Source organism: Proteus sp. fly-1067 (assembly GCF_040139345.1).
Taxonomy (GTDB): domain Bacteria; phylum Pseudomonadota; class Gammaproteobacteria; order Enterobacterales; family Enterobacteriaceae; genus Proteus; species Proteus vulgaris_B.
This window is the reverse complement of sequence record NZ_JBEEUL010000003.1, coordinates 20,172-40,384: the sequence shown is the minus strand read 5'-3', so window position 1 is coordinate 40,384 and position 20,213 is coordinate 20,172. Positions and strand designations below refer to the sequence as shown.

Below are 20,213 nucleotides of genomic sequence, written 5' to 3'. Positions count from 1 at the left end.
GCTTTAATTTGGGTAGATATACTATTACGTATATCTGCTTGTTTTTTTTTTAGGTATTATAATTATCGTCTGAGATTAAATTATTCACAATAACTCACCATTATCTTTCTATTGTTAACTTAATTGCAATAATGAAAAAATATCCGTATTCTTAAATCTCAATGTGTTATCTAATTCTACCGAGATTTATAATATGAAAGCAACATCAGAAGAAGCCCGTGTATTCGTTGAAGTTGTTGAACATAAAAGTTTTACAAAAGCGGCAGATAAACTGAACCTTGCTAATTCAGCTGTAAGCCGTACTGTAAAAAAATTAGAAGATAAATTGGGCGTAAACCTTCTTAATAGAACGACTCGTCAAATTGATCTCACCGCAGAAGGTGAACTTTACTTCCAGCGAATGAAAGTCATTTTGCAAGAAATGCAAGCCGCTGAAAATGAATTACATGGTACACAAAGCTCGCCTAAAGGTTTATTACGTATAGATGCGGCAACACCCGTCGTATTACATCTTTTGATCCCTTTTATTTCTATTTTTCGCCAGCAATACCCTGATATTATTTTATCATTAGTTTCATCGGAAACATTTGTGAATTTAATTGAGCGCAAAGTGGATGTTGCGATACGTGTTGGGCAGTTAACTGATTCAAGTTTACGAGCTCGCCCTTTATTTAATAGTTACCGTAAAATTATTGCATCACCAAAGTATATTGAGCGTAAAGGTAGCCCTAAAACAACAACTGATTTGGATGATCATACCTGTTTAACATTTACTGAACCGACTTCATTAAATACATGGCCATTAGAAATTGAAGAGAATGAGTTAGTCACAGTTACCGATGGGATTTCTTCAAATAGTGGAGAAACATTAAGACAATTATGTGTAAATGGTGAAGGGATTGCGTGTTTATCTGATTTTATGGTGAATAAGGATATTCAAGAAGGTAATTTAGTTGCGTTATTTAGTGATGAATTAAAACCTGTACCATTACCTTTTCATGCTGTCTATTATAGTGACAGGGTAGTGAGCCAACGTATTCGGGTTTTTATTGATAGTTTAACGCAATATTTGGCTGATACTTTAAAACTGTAGTTTTGTGCAACTTATCTTAGTGTTGCTATGATCATAAAAACCATGGGTATAAATAATACTCTTATTAAGCCTACAACAACCCAGTGTTTTAAAAAATAGCCTAAGTAACAATAGACTTTTACCTAAAAAGCAATAATCACCATTATTAATACACTTAATCGTAAAAATCAACTTATTGGTTTTTTATATTTTAATGGTTATAATTTTATTAACAATACAGTTGATAATTTTGTTTTGATTGTTTTTTCAAGATTTGTGGTTGAGCGCCATTCTTTCTATTTTCTGCTAAATTAGCGTCATTAAATATCGTAATAGAAAATTTAGGAGTAGATATGAATATTTTATTGATTAATGGCGGTCAAAATTTTGGTCATTCTGCAGGTCGATTAAATCGCACATTACATGACATGGCTGCAGAACATTTAGTGACATTAGGTCATAGCGTTAAAGAAACACAAATCGAAGAAGGCTATGATATTGATGAAGAAATTGAAAAGTTTCTATGGGCTGACACAATTGTTTATCAAATGCCTGGCTGGTGGATGATGATGCCATGGAAAACGAAAAAATATATGGATGATGTTTACACTCTCGGTCATGGTAAACTCTATGAAAACGATGGCCGTACCCGTCGTGATCCTAAAAAACAATACGGCACAGGCGGTTTACTGCAAGGCAAAAAATACATGATCTCCGTAACATGGAATGCACCTATTGAAGCCTTTAATGAGTTTGGTAATTTCTTTGATGGAAGAGGGGTTGACGGTGTTTATTTCGCTTTTCATAAATCGCAACAATTTTTAGGTTTGTCTCAATTACCAACCTTTATGACAAATGATGTGATTAAAGAGCCTAACGTTGATAAAGATATTATTGAATATAAAGCACATTTAACACATGTATTTGGCTAGTATTTATATTTTTCATCATGCTTTACTTTCTATTTACCTGCTTTAGCAAAAAGCGTTTAAGCAGATAAATAAAATCAAGTATTAATATTGATGGCAGTTCTACAGCTTAAAATAGCTTTTTATTTTTATCATTAAGGTCACCCGATTATTTTATTGGTGACCTTAATGTTTACAATCAACAATGATAAATTAATGGTTCTTTAATTGAAAGTAATTAACTAATTGATTGAGATTTAATGCTTGCTCGTTAAGTGAGCTGGCTGCTGCGACAGATTCTTCGACTAGCCCCGCATTCTGTTGCGTAGTGGAATCTAACTGGCTTATTGCATTATTGATTTGTGAAATGCCATCGCTTTGCTCATTACTTGCTTGCCCAATCTCACGTAATAGCGCACTAATTTCTTCCACATCGGTGATCATTTTTTGAATTTGTGCTCCGGCTTGTTCGACTAATTCCATACCTTCTTGTGTTTGTAGCGATGAGTTTTCGATTAAGGTACGTATATCGTTTGCTGAATCTGCACTTTTTTGCGCTAATAACCTGACTTCACTTGCTACAACAGCAAAGCCTTTGCCATGTTCTCCTGCTCTTGCGGCTTCAACCGCAGCATTGAGTGCCAGAATATTAGTTTGGAATGCAATAGAGTCAATTAAATTAATTATATCGGTCATTTGAGATGAAGAGCTATTCATTGCTCTCATTTTTTCTGTTAACTGAAGCATCATTTCACCATTATGGTGTACTGCAATTTCTGTTTTTTCAGCAACATTGATAGCATCATGTGTGTGCTCTGTGGTATTTTTCACCGTCGAGGTCATTTGCTCCATTGAGCTTGCTGTTTCTTCTACGGATGTTGCCTGTTCTTCCGTCCTTGCTGCTAAATTCTGGCTTCCTGCCGTAATTTGTTCGGCAGCAGATGAAATACTTTCAGCACCATTTTGTACATTTTGTACGACATCCAATAGATGGGTTTTCATCTCAGCAAGTGCTTGTAATAACATTCCTGCTTCATCATGGTAATTTGTATTCACCTCTTGTGTTAAATCACCTTTAGCTATCGCTTTGGCGAAATTAACGGCTTGATCTAACGGGAGAGTAATACTCTTAGTAATAAACCACCCTAAAATACTACCTACAACAATACTGATCAGCGTTAATAAAACTAAAAAGAATCTTTTCTCAGTAAAATCCTGCTCAACATGATCACCTGCATCATTCATTTTTTGATTTTGTAATGCAATAAATTCCAAGAGTTTATCGCGATACATAAGTTGAATATCTGCTGTTTTGGTGATTAATTCATTAACAGCAGCATGCCGATTATTTTCGTTAAATGCTTTTACTACAAAATTTTGAGAAGTGATATATTTCTGACGAATCTCATAAACTTCAGCGAGTATTTTTTTTGACTCATCATCGTGAGTTGTTTCTTCTAACTCTTTTAGTAATTGAGCAATCTTGGCGGTGATCTCAGCTTTTTTACTCTCTTGTTCGGCGGCTAAATTTCCTTGTTCATCTAGCATGGTGAGTTGCTGGAAGATAATAAATTCATTGAAATTATTAATTAGCAAATTGGCTTTTACTGTGGCTGGATAGATATCATCAACGACATCATGAATATCTTGATTCGCACTATTCAGCCCCATTAATGAAAAACTAGAACCCAACACAATTAACATTACCAATGTTGTAAATGCGATAGTTAACTTTGTACGAATTTTAACGTTTTTAAAGAACATGCTTAACCCTGGATAAATAATAATTAATAAGCATTAGTAACTTATTGAAGAAAAGACAGTATCGGTAAGCAGTGATAGAACTTTAGTCATTAAACGAAATAAAGGCAGATAAAAAGGCTTGTATTGATTTTTAACACACTATTTTTAGTGTAAAAAAGAGATTTCTTCCCTTTTTTTATCTAAATGTGCTTAGTATTTAATATTCATTCAATTTTATAAAATTGATAGTTAAGTAATGAAAGTTCAAGATATTCTTTATTTTTTGTTAACAATTGTTTGTCTTGTTTTTATATATGTTAATTTGATTTTGAAGATTAAGAAGATACGGCCTCTGAAAAAATTTTGGCTATGATAAATTGAGTAGTCTACAACCTGTGGGTTTATGGCTAGTGTTAAATATACTTAACTCTCCATATTTATTATACTAAATTGACTTAAAGGTCACGCTGTATGCGCAGTGTATTTATATTTTTGAGCGTATTTATTTTAGGGTTTAGTCATATGGCGTATTCAGAACAAACACTCGTTTTTATAAGGCATGGTGAAAAACCTGATAATGAAAGTGGGCAACTGACCTGTAAAGGATTAAATAGATCTCTCGCTTTACCGGATGTACTTATCAATCAATTTGGTAAGCCTGACGCATTATTTGCTGCTGCGCCTAAACAAAGTAAGTTAGGTCATTCATTACGTTCACTTCAAACGCTTTCACCTCTCGCTATTAAAATGTCGCTGCCTATTCACCTTAATTATCATGCCAAAGAGATAAAAAAATTATGTGAAGACCTGTTAAGTCAGCAATATGAAAACTCAGTTATTTTTATTGCATGGGAGCATGATAATTTAGTTAAAGTAGCACGAGATATCATGAAGAAAGAAGGAGGAGATCCTAAATTAATCCCAAAATGGAAGAGCAGTGATTTTGATAGTATTTATATATTAAAAATAATCCGAGAGGGTGATAAAAAAAACGTCATATTTGAGCAAAGGCAGCAGGGATTAAATGGTGTATCGCCAATATGTTTGGATAAATAGGTATATTATAGAGAATAACTTATTTTTAAAATTTATTATGAACAGATATACCCTATTAAATTGAATATAAATCAGAATTTATTCTGATAATAAAAATAGCCGTGATGTAATGTTATTTTTAACGGCACATCCACAACTATGACGAATCAAAAGGCACTTTCGGGATGAGTATCTCATTGAAGGAGTTCTTGGGTTTAACGCTGACGCAGGCTGGGGTGGTGTTGATGGTAGTATTGAAATTCCACTCGATGTTAATAAACAACCACTGATTTGGGTTAACTCTAAAATTAACAAAGATGGTTCTATTTTTGTTAAAACCTATCACCGCACTCATCCAAATGCGCCTAAATTTGCACGTAATGCAATTGAGGGTTTCAATGACGGTGACCCGATTGATATTCCTGATGGCCGTTTTATTTCCGTTCGTGTACAGATGCCAGAGCAAGCAATCTATAACGTGAGAATGCGTGAGATGGAAGAAGTGCAGAAAGCGGAAGAGGAACGCAGACAAAAAGAAGAGGAAGAAAATCAGGACACCAATAAGACACCAGGAATCGATAACTGATTGATTATATAACTCGGTCGGTTCCATCGAGCATCGGCACTACTTTGTGTCTTTCAATAAATTAGCCATTTCTAACATCTGTTTAGATCTGATATTTAATTCTTTTATTATATCTAATGCTGTAATAGATGGGTTGGACTCTATCATTTTGACTACATCATCAATTGCGTTCGCTCGTGCTGATAGCTCAATAATAGATGTTCGCCTATTATTTTCCTGCAGATTTTCCCACATCTCATCTGTATCGTAGGAGTTAAATTGAATGTATGTATTAGGCGGTGCGTGGTAAACATTTTCAACACCACAAGGCAGCCAGTCATCACCAGTAACAATGTCAGCATCAAAAGGCACGGTCTTATCTATTTCTTGTAGCTTCTTAATTAATTCTGATGTTTTCATTTTTCACCCGATGGCGATCTTAATAAAAAGGCCCACCGAAGTGAGCCTTTCTAAACTTTAAATGATCCGCGTGTCATTTGCGTGTCATTTATAGTCCTTTTGTTGTCAGTGTGTAGTCTTGATGATTTCGCTAACTTCTTGTTTTTAAAACCGTTGTCCTATCACTGACCCACCAAATTTGGTGGAGCTGGCGGGAGTTGAACCCGCGTCCGAAATCTTTTAATTTATTGATTATCAAATGGTATTCTAAAGAGACATTAACCATGTGTACTAGATGTGCATATGGAGGCTCGAAATTAGTCATCCTTGCATTATAATGCTCTGTTATCAATGATATAAATAATTTTAGCAAGTTACATAATCTAAAGAAGATTTGTAACTTGCTAAATATGTATATTTTAAAATTAAGAGTATTCAATGTGGTTGTTTATGGTTGAGGTTCTTCTGGCTCACGATGAACAAACAGCCAATTGGATATATCAAATACAACAGTGGTTTTGTCACTTTCATCATAAATGGAACTATCCATCCCAATGTAGAAAAAGTAGCTAGATGAATTAGTCTGATTTTTTCTATTACTCTTTTGCCCGCTTTTTGTGTAGACAATAACTAAATCACCTTTTTTTACATCTTGGTCTGGTATCCAATAAGGGTTGCTTATTCTTGGAGAAACAGAGCTGTCATCAGTTTGGATAGTAGATGCAACAAGCAATTGCCCCACATTTCCATCCTCTAAGATTTCAATTACAACGCGTTCTTTTTCTATATCACCGGGGTTTTTTAGTCCTTGTAGATTAAACTTCATTATTTGCCTTCCCCTTCGTTGTCTCTTCCTTTATTCTCTCGGAATGCTACCACTATAGCAATTGCAGCGAGAACTAACCCAATACCACCAACTGCTATTCCTCCCACTAAAGAATCAGTTGATTTTATCGATAATGAAAGCCCGACCAAGCAAGTTCCTGCACCTAAGCACACAGAGAATAGAAATTCTATAGACTTTTTCGTTGTTTTAAGATGGTGTAAATCAGCTTTTGCCGATGCGTGCTCTGCTTCAAGTTTTCTATGCTCAGAGTCTTTTTTTTTCAATTCATAATTTTCGTACTCAAGTTCACTATTTTTTGCAAGTATTAATTTATACACTCCGGGTGATTTTAAATCTTCCTCAGAAAGGTCTGTAAGAAGTTTATCGTATGGACGCTTAGGTTTGGGTTGGTAGTTGCCATCGGTCTGTGGTGTTGTTTTTGCAGGTAAAAGTTCTTCATCTGCAGGCACAATAGGATTAATATTTTTAGTCATTGATAGATACCAATACATAATGTTGGTCAAATAATTTGCATGTTAAATTTTTACGTTTACAGATAATATTGCCGATTATACACGGAATAAAAGAGTAGTAATTAATTTATGCCTTCTCATTAGAGAGATGTAGTGTTTTTTATTATGGTTTATCAGGTATCATTAATGAGCGTTTTTACATGTTGGCTTTATGCTTAAAGTTGAATTTTGTAGAAAATATCATTCAATAATATAGAAGTCAGGATTTTGTTTTTTTAGTATTCACCGTCTCCCCATCATACTCCTTAAGATATCCCCCATAGTGTCTAAATAGCATTTCGGGTCCTTTATGCCCCATTTGCCCTGCGAGCCAAAATAGATTAACTCCTTGGCTAATATTTCGGGTGGCGAACGTATGTCTTGTTTGATAGGGGTTTCTATACCTTACGCCAGCTTTTTTTAATGTTGGAACCCATGCTTTTTTTCTAATTGCATCAGCACTAGTCCAAGCTTGATTAGTTTTAGGATCTTCAAAAATGACACCATCTTTCATAAAGGTAAATTGTTTTTGTTCCTTTAGTGACTTCATGGCTTCATCATTTAGCTCAACTTTTCTTGTGCCTGCTTTAGTTTTTGTTTCTTTGATAACACCCACAACACTTGCTGATTGAACGTGGGCTGTGCGCTCAATGAAATCTATATCACTCCACTTTAAGGCACATAGTTCAGAGCTTCGTAACCCCGTATTAATTGCGAACCTAAATAAGTTTTTCCATTGCTCATATTTAGTGGCAAGAAGTAGTGCAGACACTTCTTTTGGTGATAGTGGATCAACAATATAACTACTTTCTGTGGTGCCACCTTTTGATTGATACCGAGAAGCTGAAATTAAACTAACAGGATTAATAGATATTGCCCCATCAGTAATTGCTTCATCTATTGCACTCCGTAAAAATGAAAGCTGATTTCGTATCGTTTTTAATGATGTAGATTGTTTTTGTATCCAGTTTTTCACGATCGCAGGTGTTAATGATGTTACTTGTAATTTATGCAGGTCAGATAGGGCGCTCTTGCATTTCTTATACCCACCAATAGTTGATGGCGATAAATTTCTTGTCTCACATATAACGAGATACTCGTCTAAATAATCAATAATGGTTTTTATTTTATTATTAATCCCAAATAATGGGAGTTTTTTAGATTCAGGGAAATACTTGGCATAATTAAAAGTTGATCGTTCAATATTATTTTGAATTTCAGCAAGTAATCTTTCGGCATATTTAATATTTTTGTTATCAACAGTTAGTCTAGATAAGGGCTCTCGACAGAGAACCCCTTTATAGGTAAACGTGATGACAATAGTTTGTTTGGTTTTATTATTACGAACAGTTACTCCTCTTGGTAATGAGAATTCTGCTTGTTTTTGCGAGCCCATTTGTTCACCTCTGCAATATCGATCCATCGTTCTTTTGAGCCTTCCACTTTTAAGACATGTACGCCCTCAACCCAAAATTGTCTTTGTAAGCGTTTGTTAATGGCCTCAGGTGTTTCTCCATATAAATTGCAATATGCCGAAATGGGTAAACATTCATATAGCATCATTATCTCCCTTCCTATACCCGTTCTCCATAATAGCCTGCGCGATAGTCGCTGAAGGGTTATCCCAATGAGCATCAAAAATGATATCGTTTAAATGATATTTGCTAATGTCATCTAATGTCTTAGGCAAGGTGTCATGGGGTAATTTTAAATAAATAGAATCACCCGTCATACTCACCGTAATATCAATGATCTGCTCAGTGGTAAAATCTGTTTTACGATAACCAGTTTTCCAGACTGCGTCAGTTATATCACCAGGATCAGCAATGTTGTCTGAAATTAATTTAATTAAAACGGGATCAGTCGTAGTCATGATCTACCTCCAAGACAGAGACTAATTGCGCGCTAGCTTCTGTTTCGGCCTTATTAACAAGTTGCATAAACTCTTCGTGAGTAATGAGCTTTTTAAGTTCAGCAACTAAAATTTCATTTCTGAGTATTCGGCGTGAATAATCGACCTCTTTACGTTGGCGTTTTAAGATAGCCAGCTGATCGCAAATCGCTCTACGTTGCCAGTTCAAATATTTACGAGCTGTTCTTGCACGTATCGCCCAATCTGAGTCACTTTCTTGGTGTCTATCTAAACTGGCATCGATACGCATAATAGAAGAGTTGCAGTAAGCCAAAGCTCGCAGATAGTCCTCAAGTGTTTTTAGTTCATCTAAAATTAATCGGTTATCTTTATCAAATTTCAGCATGGTGAGCTCCTTTCGATTTGCGTTTTTTCTTTTTAATGTTCGGCGTTAACTTTGGCTTAGTAATTTGTTTAGGGTTAGGGCGGGGCTTATATACCCCGTCATGGATAAACCGCCTAAAATTTAAGTCATGAAGATAAGGTTCGACGTAATAGCAACCATCATCAAAATGGTGAATGGATTTAATAAGCGGTTCGTCATATTCATTAACTTCATGCTTAGCACTATTCTGCTTGACCATTTTGACCGTCCTTAGTGCATAGTTGGCATAGCTAGAAATCCGTTATTAGCTTCTAACTCACGAATATAATCGTCATGAAGAATACAGAGTCCTTCACGTCCTTTTTCTGACAGGCGAGGGCCATGCTCAAGAGAGATATCCAGAAAGTCGATATAGGCTTTTATGATGAAGTCAGGACTATAATCTTTATAGATACCCCCTAACTCTTCGATAAGAATGCTTTCAAAATGGCTTGCAAGACAAAGGCGCAAAGAAGCTGGGTAAATGGTTAAAGCGTTTTCTCCGTTACTGTAAATAGTGGCAAGATCAACACCGCCTTCTTCATTACGAATTTCAGTGGTGCCATTTTTTTCTTGCAGTTCGCGGATAAAGCAAGTTGCTACCACCCAGCGCCATACAGAAATTCGCTGTTCAGGTGTTAATGTTTCAGGTTCATCAGCTAACTTACCCATGACTGCAGCGGCTAAATATAAACCTTTCAATAACTCTTTATCGTATTTACCTGATTCAAGAGCTGTTACAGCTTCAGAGTAAGAAATTAAAGCACCATCATCAGAAATAACGCCATTACTAGTATCAGTAAAATAAGCCATCATTTATCCTCCCAGCCAATTGCCTGAAATAATCCCATTTTAGGATGATGCCAGCGAGTGCCACGTTTCTCGGCTTCATTCATCATTGTCTTGAATGCAGATATAAAATCAGCCTCATGAATAATGGCCATCGGTCTAGGCATACCTTCGGGCGTAAGAATAGTTATTGTATTTTTGCGAACATTGAACTGTTTGGTGAGTGTTTTGCATTTATCCACCGTCATGCCTGATTTAGTTCTAGCCAGAGAGTACCCGATCCAGCCAGTAGGGATGGTTCCTTGTTTTATTTGCTCAACGACTTCATTTACTTGTTCAACTTTTTGCTCTACATGAGATATTCGGCGTTCACTTTCTAAGTTAGCTAGTGCCATAGCAGCAATAATTTCTGCCTGTGATTTAGGTTTGACTCGTTCATCTTCAAGTTCTTTCCAGCGATCAACTAACCGAGCTGTAAATTCAGGTGATAATTGAGCAACTACAATAATGCTGTCACGCTTACCTTCTTCACCTGAAAAAACATAGTGTTTTGGTATTACTCCGTTAGCTGATTTAGCTCCATCCTCCAATGGAGGGTGGGAAATCACACCGCTATTAGTTAGTCTTTCAATGGTTCTTTTTACATTGTCTTCACGGGCGCCGACTAAATCAGCGATTTCTTTTGAGGTCATTGATAATTCTGTATTGATTAAATATTGCATAATTAAATGTCCTTATTTATTTTGTTTATATGTCGCCGCATAGATCTATTTAGTGGCATTTCTACGAAATCAATATTGGATTGAAATGTTGATACGTATTTAGATATGTTTGGATGAAAGAGGTTGTTTTCTTGCTTCATTCTCAACCAACAGTCAAAATCTGTGCCTTTATGTCCTTGTTTAGTTTTGCTTCCGCCTCTTCTACTTTTTATTTTCTTACTCATAACATGCCACCCGGTATTTTAATTTTGGCCTTATCTAAACAGCGCTTTGATGATTGATTACTTATTTTTTGTTGATAACTCATTGCACCTTTGGCTGGTGGATCTGCAATAATGAAAGCTTGGTTGTAATGTTCTAATGCGCGTCTATAAAATCCTTTGCTCTCTAATTGTTTGCCCTTGCTCATGAATTCAGAATACGTCATGATATTTATATTTCTCTCCATTTAAGTAAGGCGGTAAATACTCAACAATATAATCAATCATGTATTTACCCATATCGGAAATTGAGCCATTTAGGTTATATAACCACTCATAAGTATTGTAGATATCTTTATCACTCCACTTACAACGTTGACGGCAATCTTTTTCTTCATAGACATCACGGAAGAAGTTATTTAAGTTTTCAAAGTTAATTTTTGTAATAACAGTTTTATTATTTACCTTTGATTTAAATTTAGCTTTCTTTCCATTTTGTTTAATGTAAATAAGTACCGAATTGATAAAACGCTTTCTTCTTATTTCAAGTAAATTAACTTTATCCATGTTGCTTACTCCTAATTCAGAGCGTAGCAATCCCTAGCATGAACGCTATAATTAATTTTTATTTAGTAGATGATTTATTTATTGGTCAAAGCGTTATTTAATTCATAATATAATCTATCAGCTTCTTTTTCTGCATCATCATATTTAGCGACAGCTTTAGCATATTCTTTTTGTAAGCGTTCAATATTACGCTCTTGCTTTAATCGTTCTTGGAGCTCAGTTAGTTTGGCTTCTTTGCGATCCATAAAGTGTTCAGTCGGCTCGCCACGTTTGAAAGCAATTGTACCATCCTCAAGTTCACACTGTTCACCTTCATAGTTAGTCTCAATGCCTTCTTTATGGAATTGACGTTCAGTTAGAATATTTGCCAGTTTATTTAGTGCAGAACGCTCACTTAAGTAAGCACGATTGGCACCTGCGATAATATAGACAGGGCGTATGGCAATAGTAATTTGGTTATCAGTTGCCTTCTCAATAGCTTCGTGTTGTTTACTCATTTTTTTATTCCCTTTATTCTTCGATTTGATATTTCATATTCAATTCCGCCAAACCTTTCATTTAATATTGATATTAATAACGACATTTGGCTTATAAATAATCCCACATCACTAATATGATTTTTCCCATCCTCATAATTTTCATTGTTATCAGCCCAAAACATAAACTCACCAAATATATTCATTCCCGTAATGAGTGAATCAATAGATAAGTCTAAGTTTGCTCTTAATTTCCCTAGTTCACTTTCTGGTAATTTACTTAAATCAGGAAGAACAATTAATTCATCGATATTCATTGCGCCTCCGTGAAACTTACTTTTTCATAAACGGTTTCTAAATTTAATTTTGCTGATTGGATTAAATTTGTAATTTGAATATCGTAATTTTTAATGTGACCGCTTTCTTCAGCTACTTTTAAATTAATTGCAGTTTCTAATGTATTTAAAATACACCCAACAGCCGTTTCAATTGTATTGTTATCACTGATTTTAATTTCACCGATAGGCTTTGGTGATTTATCAGTATTAATATTTGATACACTTTTTTTGGCTCTATCTATATTGGCTACTGCTGACTCAATCGCATTAAACATATTATCGCTAGGTGTTACGTTATCATTGATAATGAGGTTTAAAATAGAAGTTGCATAAAGTAATTCATCACAAGCGGATTGCTTTAATTCAGTGTTATTCATCATTTAAAACCTCATTAATTTCATATTCTGCTTGAGATAATAAACTAAGTTGAATTTCTTGTTCTTCACCATTGCGAGAAAGAAACTGAGCTGAAATTAAAAATGCTTTTACTCGATGTAATGTATCTAGCATTTTTCCGCTATCTACATTAATTATTTCTTTTGCCATGATTATTATCTCTCTGTGCATTTTCTTCAAGAATCCAGTTAACAACATCACCAGATAATTCATGCGCTAGTTCTATTAAAGTTTCAACATCAGGGCTTTCAGGAATTCGAAGATTATTTAGTTGAAATAACAGTGCATTTAATTGAGAGCTTTTTTTTGCAACAGATTCTAAGTTGAGTTCGTGAGCCATAATTAAGCCTCGCAAGGAAATTGAGCAGAGAAAACAACATTGCTACCGAGTAACTCTTTAGCTTGTTCAGCACTGGTAGCCATAACTTCTTTTTTCTCTGGATTCTCAGTTTTAGTCCAGAAACGAAACAAGAACATAGGTAATATTACGCCTGTATGTACGTCAGGTTTCGGTAAATTAAGGATTGCGGTAGAATGTATAGTGGTCATATTTAAACCTTTATTTTCAATCGACACTATAAATAATAGTTTAAGTATTATTTTATTTCAATACCTAAACTATTGAATGTTGTTTTTAGTATAAAAGCTATTGATATTTCAGATAATTTATTTTCAAATAAATCTCAGATTGGAATGCAGATCACTTCTTTGGCGGGGAGAGGGTACAAAAAAGCCCCGTTAGGGGCTATAGGGTATTACTTATGATCTCTTCGATACAAAGTCCACTCTTCAATTCTTTCACCAGAAGGTAATGTACAGTATCCTACTTGACCTTTATCTGTGTTAACTATTTCCAGCTTTCCGCCTATTTCACCGCAGTACACAGAGGCAGGGTTTGCCATTCCTACCTGTTTATTTCCCGTAGTAGAGCACCCAGCGAGTATAATGGTAGCTGCCAAAACTGTTAATTTTTTCATTATTCCGTCCTTACAGATGCGAATGGCTATTGTGAATAATATATTTTTAGCACAAAAAAGCCCTCGCGGGGAGGGCCTTATAATACTTTATAAATTACTACTCATTTTTCTATACCAGAGACTGAATTCTCTCTGTCAGCTATGCATGTATTTACTAAATTAATCAGCCTTTCTGAATCATTAATTACTTGAAGTGCTTTTTGTTTAGTGTAGGTAAGACCCAAATTGTAATCTGCATCATGTCTTTTTATTTTTAATATATTTAAATTATTTCCAATTTTAGCAACTAATTTTTTAGGGTAGGATTCTTTACATCCATTAAACTTTATCAACGAGTCAATAAGTTTCTTATGTTCACCGAATGGCATCAAAGACCACTCTTGACTTTGTTTATATCCTATCTTTAACAACTCACCGGCATGATAATAACAAGAATAATATGAACGACTAATAGATGTTCTAATCGCAACTTCACTATTATTATTTTCTATTATATTTTTCGCATAATTAAAGTAATCACACTTTTCCATGTCTAAATCATTCCTTAGAGTCAATGTAAACACAGATGTCGCTTGATAATAGATCTTTTTCATATAGTTTATCAAAAAGTCTATCATTTAAAGTTGAAACCATATCTATACTTAAATCAGCCATGAAAACATAACATATTGTGCCATCAGGATACTTTTTTATAGATGATAGAATAGTACCAGTATATTGTTTATCGACCACATCAAGCAGGCAACTTACCATTGGTTTAAGTTTTGCTATTTTTTCTGGATTTTCATATATCAAATTAAGGGTGGCTATATTGCTATCATCTAAACCGATATCGCTTAATGATATATCCATTTTATCTAATGTAGATATAGCAAATTCAGATAAATCTGTACGTAGTAAAAAGATACCAGACATAAATAACTCGTAACCAACTCTCTTAGGGGAAAAGCTCATTAAATGAGAAGTTTCCTCTATAAATTCATAGTGTTTTTTCAAAAAACCAAAGTTTCTTAATGTAACTATGTAATTACTCCAATAAAAAGATGAAGACTTATCCATGTTAATGGCTCTTTCACATAGTGACATTGACTCTGTTAAATTCTTACCCGTAAGAATACCGATAGTACCTTTTAGATAAAGTTTAAAAATAGGGTCTGGTAATTTATCTATCTCTTTCTTAATCCTCATAACCTCTAAAGGTAGAAGATTTAATTTACCTGTGAGCATAGAATCTACTAACATCTCTAATAATTCATTTGCCTTAGATTCTGGTTGTAACATAGCTTACCATCTCACTTTTTATAAATTAGAATAGTGCAAAATAAAAGATAATTGTGTCCATAATGAGAGTTTAGCTTTTGCAAGTCAACATTTTTCCTTGCTCCCCATACTTTTGTATGTATAATACGCCCCCCGGTAAAACACTGAGGTTATATTCAGTATATATCACCACTAAGGCGTATCGAATTTACCAACCACACATCTTAAAGCATCACACAAAACGCATCATCATCTGAACAACAACACCAATGATCTTACAGTTGCCATTGATCGTAATAACTGGGTAAGCTGGGTTCAGTGCTTTAAGATATTTGGCGCCATCCATAACAAGTTTTTTGAATGTTGCTTCATTTGTTTCAGTCAATTTAGCTATCACCAAACTTCCATTTATAGGCTCTCTTCCTGTATCAACAAGAACTAGCGATCCCTCTGGAATACTTACTCCAGCTGGGGCTGTCATTGAATCACCTTCAACTTTAAGCCAAAAAGCAGATCCCTGAATAGCAACTTCAGACTCATACCATTCGTCAATCTCACTCAACGTATATGGTTCACAAGCCTCAGTCCAATTCCCCGCCTGAACAAAGCTAATAACGGGGTATTTAGGAGCTGGTCTATAAGGTCTTGGATTACTAACATTTGCATCAAATCCTTTTGATAACTCTGTTATTTCTTTAGCTAAGGATGGGCTAAACTCAGATATTGATACTTGTAGTTTTTTAGCAAAAACAGAGGCAATTTGTAAGTTAAGAGCATTTCGCCCATTAAGATAATGGCCAACGGCTCCTTGACTAATATCTAGTTCATCAGCTATTTGCTGCTGAGTTAGATTAAGCTCTTTTTTCTTTAACTCATACAAAGCTTTCAACCTATAGCAGTCTTCAAGCTGTTCTGTCGTCAGTTTTTTCTCTAATTTCATGAATACATCCTAATACTATTAATATTAATATTCCAATACTGTAGGTATTGATTATAATAATATCTATAGTATTATTCTGTTTGTGGAGGTATTAAATGCAAAAAGAACTTTTATCCGAGTTTGTTAGAAAAAATGGGCAAGGAAGAACTGCAGAGCTACTTGGCGTACATCAAACTGCAATTAGCCAAGCTTTACGAAAAGGGCGAATTATTTACATTTCCACTAATGGCTTAGGAGGGTATGAAGCTGAAGAAATAAAGCCATTTCCAAACAAAATCAAGGAGCAATTAGGTGCACCAAGTCAACATGCCGATGCCTGAACACTACTTTCCTGATGATGCCAAGTGGATTCAGGAACAACTTACGAAGTTAAGTCCAAGCATGAGACAGAAGGCATTAGTTAAATATTCAGAAGTGTATCAAACGGAATGGGAACGAGAACAAGTTCCCTACCGTAAAGACAACAAAGCTCGTCATGAAGCTAACGTCAGATTAAGAGAGTTCATAAAGCGTTATCAGAGAGCAATGCAAGGGTATACAGCAAAGCCGTTATCGATTTAGCAGTAATTAAATTTAGGAGGTATCGGAAGTTAAGACGTTTAGCCGTCTAGATTGTTTTCTGGGGAAGAGGGGAAAACTTTCTAGGGGGGAAAGGGGGGTGATCTTTAAAAGGGGTGTTAGGGAAGGCACAGCCAAGGGAGTGAGTAGATCTTAAATATAGATCTCTATAGGAGTTAAAAGACCAACAGCCGTTTAGACGTCCAGATAAAAATAAATCCCTTCCTTTGGCAGTGCTAATTATCAAATGAGGAAACCGATGTTAACAATCACACCAAATTTTGCACAGGAACGCGGATTGACGATGTTACGTCAGGCATGGAAGCAAAATAGAACATTCATGATTTATAGCCCAACAGGAAGCGGAAAAACGGCATTAGCTGCGTTTATTACTGATGGACATATTCAGCGTGGAATGAGAGTGATGTTTCTTGTTCCTTACACAATTTTGATTGATCAAACAGCCAGTCGCTTTATTGAGTATGGTTTGCCAGCAGAAGAGATTAGTTATGTATGGCGTGATCACCCTAATTATGATCCGACTCGTTTAATTCAAATCACATCAGCAGATACCGTTATTCGTAGAGATTTTCCAGACAGCATCGATTTACTCATTATCGATGAGGCGCATTTACGCCGTAAGAAAATATTAGAAGTGATCAGTGAAAGTGAATTCAAGGTAATTGGTTTGTCTGGTACGCCTTTTGCGCCATTCCTTGGTCATTACTACGAAACACTAATCAAGCCTACCACGATGAAAGAGTTAATAAAACGTGGTGATTTAAGCTCATACGAGTTTTACGCACCGACTAAACCCGATTTATCAAAAGTGAAATCGTCCAGCAACGCAGAATTCGGCAGTGATTACAAAGAAGCTGAAATTGCTGAAATTATGAGTGGTGCTGATTTGGTGGGGGATATTGTTGATAACTGGCTTGTGAATGGACGAAATCTACCTACGATTTGCTTTTGTGTCACAGTCAGTCATGCCAATTTTGTCACCGTCGAGTTCAACCGTGCAGGTGTGAATGCTGAGGTGATCACCGCAGATACGCCACATGATGAGCGTCAGATCATTATTCATCGGTTTGAGCAAGGCGCGACCAAGGTGCTTGTAAGTGTGGGAACATTGATTGCCGGCTTTGATAGTGATGTCCGTTGCATTATTTACGCTCGCCCAACTAAATCAGAGATTCGTTGGTGTCAGGCGATTGGAAGAGGATTGCGTACTGCACCAGGGAAAGAAACTTGCCTTATTTTCGATCACTCCGGTTCTGTTCACCGTTTAGGTTATCCCGACGATATTGAATATGACGAACTGCCTACCAAAAACGACGGTATGAGTGAATCTTCGTCTAGCAGGGAGCAAGAAAAGCGCGAGAAGAAACCGAAAGAATGCCCCTCTTGTCACTACATGAAGCCAGCAGGTGTTTATGTTTGCCCTAAATGCGGATTCAAACCTTTAGTCGGTGAAGATATTGATGTTGATACTAGCCGAAACATCAAAAAGTTGAATAAAAAAGAGCGCACTTATACCCGTGAAGATAAGCAAAGCTGGTGGTCTCAATTGAAATACTACCAGAATCAGCGTGCGACACAGGGCAAGCCGATCAGCGATGGTTGGGTATCCAATACTTTCAAAGACAAATTTGGTGTATGGCCACAAGGTTTTCATGACACACCACAAGAAATTACACCCGAAGTGAGCAACTTTATTAAATACAAACAAATCGCCTTTGCTAAATCTCGCAAGAAGGCGCAAGTCAATATTCAAAATCTACGTACCCAAATTAGCCACCAGCCACAGCAAGGAGGTTTACTGTGAATACAATTGATGCCGTAAAAGGGCTATGGGAAAAAATATTTGCACATTATGGATTACCTCCTATAACGGGGCGTAAGCACTTTAAAGGCAAGTGCCCTATCTGCGGACAAAAAGGAAAGTTTCGTATCGATGATAAAGATGGGCGAGGAACTTACATTTGTACGTGTGGTTCGGGTAACGGTTTTCAATTACTGGAAAGAACACAAGGTAAAGACTTTAAAACATTAGCAGATGAAATTGATGTATTGATTGGTAATCACCGAGAAAAAGAAATACCGACAACAAAAGAAAAACCAAAAGGAAATTTATTTCAACGTATCACGGGTTGTTATTCCAAACTACCCATACTGAAAAACACACCCGCCATGCAGTATTTACAGAATCGAGGTGTTTTTGAATTACCTACGGATAATGTTCGTTATTGTGATCATCAACCTGTTCGTAATAGTTCTGACAAATTTCAAGCTATTTGGTCACTAGCTACTGATGCTAAGGGGCAACTTTGTTATTTACACAGAACATATTTACAAGGAGACAAAAAAGCCCCTCTTGATGTTGTGAAGAAAATGACCGCGGTGCAGGAAGATAACTATTTAGAGTATGCAGAATCTGTCGCGATAAGAATGTTTCCTGTCGATACCACACTTGGCATTGCTGAAGGTATTGAAACCGCACTCTCTTGTAAGCAACTCTATGGTGTCAATACTTGGTCGGTTATCAATACCAATTTTATGAAGAAATTCAAAGCACCAAAGGGTGTTACCCATCTTGTTATCTTTACAGATATGGATTGGAATGCAGCAGGTCACGCAGCCGCTATGGAGTGTGCACATAAAAACCTACTTTCTAATAATGATGTAGAAATGGTCAGTGTGAGATGGCCAGATCGAGGTGACTTTAACGATATGCTTACCGAAGCCTGTGAAGTAAGAGAGTTAGTATTTTCAAGACAACATAAGGAAGTGGCGTAATGAAACTCGAATCAGCACTAAAACAATTTTATCCTAAGTCACCTACATTCAGTGACAGTTCTTGCTCTACTTCTCCTGACAGATTGAAAGGAATGGATAGCGCTGGGGCATTAGGAATGACAGAACATCGCGCTAAATTTGGTATGTCTGCTTTTTTTGCTAAGAATGATGTGAGCGAAGAGGACAAGTTCAGCACCGTAGAGCAGTTAACACGGTATGCACTTAAAGTTACCCCTAAGCTGGTGGCAAAATCGGCGGGTAATAAATTGGGTTACTGTTTAGTAATCCTCTCAAAAATGGCCTTTGAAGATTATGCCCGTTCAGCGGGTTCGGTTTGTGAGTGTTCAGCGTGTGCAGGAAAAGGGTTAATTTACAGTCGCAAGGATGTAGTCAAATATCAGGGGAAAGCAAGTATTGATGGAACTGTCGTCATTGAGCCTTGGACTGAAAAAGAAAAAGTTGGTGAGTTATGCAAAACCTGCAATGGAAAAGGAAAGTTAACTTATCGCTGTCGCTGTAAAGGGCGCGGAAAGGTTTTAGATGAAAAGCAAACGGAGTTACAAGGTGGTATTCCTGCGTTTAAAAATTGTCCTCGTTGCTCAGGTCGTGGTTATAAGAGAATGCCTTCTTCAGTAGCATATCAGGCAATAAGACACATAGTACCTGAGTTAACCCAACCAACATGGTCTCGTAACTGGAAACCGTTCTATGAGAAGTTAATCAGCAAATGTTTTAGTGAAGAGAGTAGCGCGGATGCAATATTCAACAAGGTTACAAAATAACTGGTTATACAAACAGTGAAAAGTTGCGTTTTGAATAAGATTGCCTTATTATCTTTAAATAGTGGGCGATTTATTA

The 20,213-nt window shown here is 36.0% G+C and carries 31 protein-coding genes and 1 pseudogene; 10 read left to right on the top strand and 22 right to left on the bottom strand.

Translation table 11 applies throughout. The annotated features are described in order from the left end of the window. Window positions 1-193: 193 nt before the first annotated feature. Window positions 194-1,093 carry a DNA-binding transcriptional regulator YafC gene (gene yafC / locus ABN217_RS06475; RefSeq protein ID WP_196553832.1) on the top strand — a complete coding sequence of 300 codons (900 nt, stop codon included), beginning with the start codon at window positions 194-196 and terminating at the stop codon, window positions 1,091-1,093. A 332-nt stretch (window positions 1,094-1,425) separates the two neighbouring features. Then, window positions 1,426-2,004 (top strand): NAD(P)H-dependent oxidoreductase, encoded by a 579-nt coding sequence (locus tag ABN217_RS06470; protein ID WP_349459237.1) that lies wholly within the window; start codon window positions 1,426-1,428, stop codon window positions 2,002-2,004. A 189-nt stretch (window positions 2,005-2,193) separates the two neighbouring features. Here the strand turns inward: ABN217_RS06470 and ABN217_RS06465 are convergent, their stop codons facing one another. Beyond that, the gene (locus ABN217_RS06465; RefSeq protein WP_197268981.1) at window positions 2,194-3,744 is read right to left on the bottom strand and encodes a methyl-accepting chemotaxis protein; all 1,551 of its coding nucleotides are present in this window, start codon (window positions 3,742-3,744) and stop codon (window positions 2,194-2,196) included. 450 nt (window positions 3,745-4,194) lie between these two features. Here ABN217_RS06465 and ABN217_RS06460 point away from each other — a divergent pair, with 450 nt between their 5' ends. From ABN217_RS06460 to ABN217_RS06455, 3 genes and pseudogenes are all read left to right on the top strand, one after another. Next, complete coding sequence (locus tag ABN217_RS06460) at window positions 4,195-4,779, top strand: histidine phosphatase family protein (protein WP_349459236.1); 585 nt, start codon at window positions 4,195-4,197, stop codon at window positions 4,777-4,779. A 145-nt stretch (window positions 4,780-4,924) separates the two neighbouring features. Next, window positions 4,925-5,209: pseudogene (locus ABN217_RS20640) on the top strand (phage tail fiber protein); the annotation flags it as partial. 3 nt (window positions 5,210-5,212) lie between these two features. After that, window positions 5,213-5,344: a hypothetical protein gene (locus tag ABN217_RS06455; RefSeq protein ID WP_349459235.1), complete on the top strand. Its 132-nt coding sequence runs from the start codon at window positions 5,213-5,215 to the stop codon at window positions 5,342-5,344. A 39-nt stretch (window positions 5,345-5,383) separates the two neighbouring features. On the opposite strand, the gene ABN217_RS06450 is transcribed toward ABN217_RS06455, so the two are convergent. From ABN217_RS06450 to ABN217_RS06345, 21 genes are all read right to left on the bottom strand, one after another. Further along, the gene (locus ABN217_RS06450) at window positions 5,384-5,743 is read right to left on the bottom strand and encodes a hypothetical protein (RefSeq protein WP_340893465.1); all 360 of its coding nucleotides are present in this window, start codon (window positions 5,741-5,743) and stop codon (window positions 5,384-5,386) included. 427 nt (window positions 5,744-6,170) lie between these two features. Next, the gene (locus ABN217_RS06445) at window positions 6,171-6,548 is read right to left on the bottom strand and encodes a hypothetical protein (RefSeq protein ID WP_349459234.1); all 378 of its coding nucleotides are present in this window, start codon (window positions 6,546-6,548) and stop codon (window positions 6,171-6,173) included. Beyond that, on the bottom strand, window positions 6,548-7,042 hold the full coding sequence (locus ABN217_RS06440) for a hypothetical protein (protein ID WP_349459233.1): 495 nt from the start codon (window positions 7,040-7,042) through the stop codon (window positions 6,548-6,550). The genes ABN217_RS06445 and ABN217_RS06440 overlap by 1 nt, the downstream gene beginning before the upstream one ends. Before the next feature lie 238 nt (window positions 7,043-7,280). Continuing rightward, window positions 7,281-8,456, bottom strand: coding sequence for a tyrosine-type recombinase/integrase (locus ABN217_RS06435; RefSeq protein ID WP_349459232.1), 1,176 nt, complete (start codon window positions 8,454-8,456; stop codon window positions 7,281-7,283). A gap of 153 nt (window positions 8,457-8,609) precedes the next feature. Further along, window positions 8,610-8,933, bottom strand: coding sequence for a hypothetical protein (locus tag ABN217_RS06425; protein ID WP_349459231.1), 324 nt, complete (start codon window positions 8,931-8,933; stop codon window positions 8,610-8,612). After that, entirely contained in the window at window positions 8,920-9,318 is a 399-nt protein-coding gene (locus ABN217_RS06420; protein WP_104836592.1) for a hypothetical protein, read from the bottom strand. The genes ABN217_RS06425 and ABN217_RS06420 overlap by 14 nt, the downstream gene beginning before the upstream one ends. Further along, entirely contained in the window at window positions 9,305-9,556 is a 252-nt protein-coding gene (locus ABN217_RS06415; protein ID WP_349459230.1) for a hypothetical protein, read from the bottom strand. Before ABN217_RS06415 ends, ABN217_RS06420 begins: the two co-directional genes overlap by 14 nt. An 11-nt stretch (window positions 9,557-9,567) precedes the next feature. Next, window positions 9,568-10,152, bottom strand: coding sequence for a hypothetical protein (locus ABN217_RS06410; protein ID WP_349459229.1), 585 nt, complete (start codon window positions 10,150-10,152; stop codon window positions 9,568-9,570). Then, window positions 10,149-10,847: a Rha family transcriptional regulator gene (locus ABN217_RS06405; protein ID WP_349459228.1), complete on the bottom strand. Its 699-nt coding sequence runs from the start codon at window positions 10,845-10,847 to the stop codon at window positions 10,149-10,151. The genes ABN217_RS06410 and ABN217_RS06405 overlap by 4 nt, the downstream gene beginning before the upstream one ends. 220 nt (window positions 10,848-11,067) lie before the next feature. After that, window positions 11,068-11,274: a hypothetical protein gene (locus ABN217_RS06400; RefSeq protein ID WP_144063639.1), complete on the bottom strand. Its 207-nt coding sequence runs from the start codon at window positions 11,272-11,274 to the stop codon at window positions 11,068-11,070. Then, on the bottom strand, window positions 11,261-11,614 hold the full coding sequence (locus ABN217_RS06395; RefSeq protein WP_349459227.1) for a hypothetical protein: 354 nt from the start codon (window positions 11,612-11,614) through the stop codon (window positions 11,261-11,263). The genes ABN217_RS06400 and ABN217_RS06395 overlap by 14 nt, the downstream gene beginning before the upstream one ends. 74 nt (window positions 11,615-11,688) lie before the next feature. Continuing rightward, on the bottom strand, window positions 11,689-12,111 hold the full coding sequence (locus ABN217_RS06390; protein WP_161669481.1) for a hypothetical protein: 423 nt from the start codon (window positions 12,109-12,111) through the stop codon (window positions 11,689-11,691). Then, on the bottom strand, window positions 12,108-12,407 hold the full coding sequence (locus ABN217_RS06385) for a hypothetical protein (RefSeq protein ID WP_349459226.1): 300 nt from the start codon (window positions 12,405-12,407) through the stop codon (window positions 12,108-12,110). Before ABN217_RS06385 ends, ABN217_RS06390 begins: the two co-directional genes overlap by 4 nt. After that, window positions 12,404-12,808 carry a hypothetical protein gene (locus ABN217_RS06380; RefSeq protein WP_349459225.1) on the bottom strand — a complete coding sequence of 135 codons (405 nt, stop codon included), beginning with the start codon at window positions 12,806-12,808 and terminating at the stop codon, window positions 12,404-12,406. Before ABN217_RS06380 ends, ABN217_RS06385 begins: the two co-directional genes overlap by 4 nt. Next, window positions 12,798-12,974 carry a hypothetical protein gene (locus tag ABN217_RS06375; protein WP_349459224.1) on the bottom strand — a complete coding sequence of 59 codons (177 nt, stop codon included), beginning with the start codon at window positions 12,972-12,974 and terminating at the stop codon, window positions 12,798-12,800. Before ABN217_RS06375 ends, ABN217_RS06380 begins: the two co-directional genes overlap by 11 nt. Continuing rightward, window positions 12,955-13,164, bottom strand: a complete 210-nt coding sequence (locus tag ABN217_RS06370; RefSeq protein ID WP_349459223.1) for a hypothetical protein — start codon at window positions 13,162-13,164, stop codon at window positions 12,955-12,957. The genes ABN217_RS06375 and ABN217_RS06370 overlap by 20 nt, the downstream gene beginning before the upstream one ends. Before the next feature lie 2 nt (window positions 13,165-13,166). After that, window positions 13,167-13,373, bottom strand: a complete 207-nt coding sequence (locus tag ABN217_RS06365; RefSeq protein ID WP_072065074.1) for a hypothetical protein — start codon at window positions 13,371-13,373, stop codon at window positions 13,167-13,169. Window positions 13,374-13,579: 206 nt separating this feature from the next. Then, window positions 13,580-13,801: a putative hemolysin gene (locus tag ABN217_RS06360; protein ID WP_349459222.1), complete on the bottom strand. Its 222-nt coding sequence runs from the start codon at window positions 13,799-13,801 to the stop codon at window positions 13,580-13,582. Between the two features lie 101 nt (window positions 13,802-13,902). Beyond that, the gene (locus ABN217_RS06355) at window positions 13,903-14,331 is read right to left on the bottom strand and encodes a hypothetical protein (RefSeq protein ID WP_349459221.1); all 429 of its coding nucleotides are present in this window, start codon (window positions 14,329-14,331) and stop codon (window positions 13,903-13,905) included. Window positions 14,332-14,338: 7 nt separating this feature from the next. Beyond that, complete coding sequence (locus ABN217_RS06350) at window positions 14,339-15,082, bottom strand: hypothetical protein (RefSeq protein ID WP_349459220.1); 744 nt, start codon at window positions 15,080-15,082, stop codon at window positions 14,339-14,341. Between the two features lie 211 nt (window positions 15,083-15,293). Further along, window positions 15,294-16,001: a LexA family protein gene (locus ABN217_RS06345; RefSeq protein ID WP_349459219.1), complete on the bottom strand. Its 708-nt coding sequence runs from the start codon at window positions 15,999-16,001 to the stop codon at window positions 15,294-15,296. A 95-nt stretch (window positions 16,002-16,096) separates the two neighbouring features. Between ABN217_RS06345 and ABN217_RS06340 the strand changes: the two genes are divergently transcribed. From ABN217_RS06340 to ABN217_RS06320, 5 genes are all read left to right on the top strand, one after another. Further along, entirely contained in the window at window positions 16,097-16,321 is a 225-nt protein-coding gene (locus ABN217_RS06340; RefSeq protein WP_349459218.1) for a Cro/CI family transcriptional regulator, read from the top strand. Next, on the top strand, window positions 16,314-16,562 hold the full coding sequence (locus ABN217_RS06335) for a hypothetical protein (protein ID WP_083629123.1): 249 nt from the start codon (window positions 16,314-16,316) through the stop codon (window positions 16,560-16,562). The genes ABN217_RS06340 and ABN217_RS06335 overlap by 8 nt, the downstream gene beginning before the upstream one ends. A 256-nt stretch (window positions 16,563-16,818) precedes the next feature. Beyond that, window positions 16,819-18,384 (top strand): DEAD/DEAH box helicase family protein, encoded by a 1,566-nt coding sequence (locus ABN217_RS06330; protein ID WP_349459217.1) that lies wholly within the window; start codon window positions 16,819-16,821, stop codon window positions 18,382-18,384. Continuing rightward, window positions 18,381-19,355, top strand: a complete 975-nt coding sequence (locus ABN217_RS06325; protein ID WP_349459216.1) for a DUF7146 domain-containing protein — start codon at window positions 18,381-18,383, stop codon at window positions 19,353-19,355. The genes ABN217_RS06330 and ABN217_RS06325 overlap by 4 nt, the downstream gene beginning before the upstream one ends. Further along, on the top strand, window positions 19,355-20,137 hold the full coding sequence (locus ABN217_RS06320; protein ID WP_349459215.1) for an antitermination protein: 783 nt from the start codon (window positions 19,355-19,357) through the stop codon (window positions 20,135-20,137). Before ABN217_RS06325 ends, ABN217_RS06320 begins: the two co-directional genes overlap by 1 nt. Window positions 20,138-20,213 lie beyond the last annotated feature (76 nt).

What these genes read in the sequence shown, in the direction of transcription:
- ABN217_RS06335 (WP_083629123.1), top strand. Translation starts at nt 16,314, where the DNA reads ATGCCTGAACACTACTTTCCTGATGATGCCAAGTGGATTCAGGAACAA.
- ABN217_RS06450 (WP_340893465.1), bottom strand. Translation starts at nt 5,743, where the DNA reads ATGAAAACATCAGAATTAATTAAGAAGCTACAAGAAATAGATAAGACC.
- ABN217_RS06340 (WP_349459218.1), top strand. Translation starts at nt 16,097, where the DNA reads ATGCAAAAAGAACTTTTATCCGAGTTTGTTAGAAAAAATGGGCAAGGA.
- ABN217_RS06365 (WP_072065074.1), bottom strand. Translation starts at nt 13,373, where the DNA reads ATGACCACTATACATTCTACCGCAATCCTTAATTTACCGAAACCTGAC.
- ABN217_RS06395 (WP_349459227.1), bottom strand. Translation starts at nt 11,614, where the DNA reads ATGGATAAAGTTAATTTACTTGAAATAAGAAGAAAGCGTTTTATCAAT.
- ABN217_RS06420 (WP_104836592.1), bottom strand. Translation starts at nt 9,318, where the DNA reads ATGCTGAAATTTGATAAAGATAACCGATTAATTTTAGATGAACTAAAA.
- ABN217_RS06350 (WP_349459220.1), bottom strand. Translation starts at nt 15,082, where the DNA reads ATGTTACAACCAGAATCTAAGGCAAATGAATTATTAGAGATGTTAGTA.
- yafC (WP_196553832.1), top strand. Translation starts at nt 194, where the DNA reads ATGAAAGCAACATCAGAAGAAGCCCGTGTATTCGTTGAAGTTGTTGAA.
- ABN217_RS06320 (WP_349459215.1), top strand. Translation starts at nt 19,355, where the DNA reads ATGAAACTCGAATCAGCACTAAAACAATTTTATCCTAAGTCACCTACA.
- ABN217_RS06465 (WP_197268981.1), bottom strand. Translation starts at nt 3,744, where the DNA reads ATGTTCTTTAAAAACGTTAAAATTCGTACAAAGTTAACTATCGCATTT.
- ABN217_RS06375 (WP_349459224.1), bottom strand. Translation starts at nt 12,974, where the DNA reads ATGGCAAAAGAAATAATTAATGTAGATAGCGGAAAAATGCTAGATACA.
- ABN217_RS06390 (WP_161669481.1), bottom strand. Translation starts at nt 12,111, where the DNA reads ATGAGTAAACAACACGAAGCTATTGAGAAGGCAACTGATAACCAAATT.
- ABN217_RS06330 (WP_349459217.1), top strand. Translation starts at nt 16,819, where the DNA reads ATGTTAACAATCACACCAAATTTTGCACAGGAACGCGGATTGACGATG.
- ABN217_RS06345 (WP_349459219.1), bottom strand. Translation starts at nt 16,001, where the DNA reads ATGAAATTAGAGAAAAAACTGACGACAGAACAGCTTGAAGACTGCTAT.
- ABN217_RS06405 (WP_349459228.1), bottom strand. Translation starts at nt 10,847, where the DNA reads ATGCAATATTTAATCAATACAGAATTATCAATGACCTCAAAAGAAATC.
- ABN217_RS06385 (WP_349459226.1), bottom strand. Translation starts at nt 12,407, where the DNA reads ATGAATATCGATGAATTAATTGTTCTTCCTGATTTAAGTAAATTACCA.
- ABN217_RS06425 (WP_349459231.1), bottom strand. Translation starts at nt 8,933, where the DNA reads ATGACTACGACTGATCCCGTTTTAATTAAATTAATTTCAGACAACATT.
- ABN217_RS06415 (WP_349459230.1), bottom strand. Translation starts at nt 9,556, where the DNA reads ATGGTCAAGCAGAATAGTGCTAAGCATGAAGTTAATGAATATGACGAA.
- ABN217_RS06400 (WP_144063639.1), bottom strand. Translation starts at nt 11,274, where the DNA reads ATGACGTATTCTGAATTCATGAGCAAGGGCAAACAATTAGAGAGCAAA.
- ABN217_RS06370 (WP_349459223.1), bottom strand. Translation starts at nt 13,164, where the DNA reads ATGGCTCACGAACTCAACTTAGAATCTGTTGCAAAAAAAAGCTCTCAA.
- ABN217_RS06460 (WP_349459236.1), top strand. Translation starts at nt 4,195, where the DNA reads ATGCGCAGTGTATTTATATTTTTGAGCGTATTTATTTTAGGGTTTAGT.
- ABN217_RS06410 (WP_349459229.1), bottom strand. Translation starts at nt 10,152, where the DNA reads ATGATGGCTTATTTTACTGATACTAGTAATGGCGTTATTTCTGATGAT.
- ABN217_RS06380 (WP_349459225.1), bottom strand. Translation starts at nt 12,808, where the DNA reads ATGATGAATAACACTGAATTAAAGCAATCCGCTTGTGATGAATTACTT.
- ABN217_RS06360 (WP_349459222.1), bottom strand. Translation starts at nt 13,801, where the DNA reads ATGAAAAAATTAACAGTTTTGGCAGCTACCATTATACTCGCTGGGTGC.
- ABN217_RS06470 (WP_349459237.1), top strand. Translation starts at nt 1,426, where the DNA reads ATGAATATTTTATTGATTAATGGCGGTCAAAATTTTGGTCATTCTGCA.
- ABN217_RS06440 (WP_349459233.1), bottom strand. Translation starts at nt 7,042, where the DNA reads ATGACTAAAAATATTAATCCTATTGTGCCTGCAGATGAAGAACTTTTA.
- ABN217_RS06355 (WP_349459221.1), bottom strand. Translation starts at nt 14,331, where the DNA reads ATGGAAAAGTGTGATTACTTTAATTATGCGAAAAATATAATAGAAAAT.
- ABN217_RS06445 (WP_349459234.1), bottom strand. Translation starts at nt 6,548, where the DNA reads ATGAAGTTTAATCTACAAGGACTAAAAAACCCCGGTGATATAGAAAAA.
- ABN217_RS06455 (WP_349459235.1), top strand. Translation starts at nt 5,213, where the DNA reads ATGCCAGAGCAAGCAATCTATAACGTGAGAATGCGTGAGATGGAAGAA.
- ABN217_RS06435 (WP_349459232.1), bottom strand. Translation starts at nt 8,456, where the DNA reads ATGGGCTCGCAAAAACAAGCAGAATTCTCATTACCAAGAGGAGTAACT.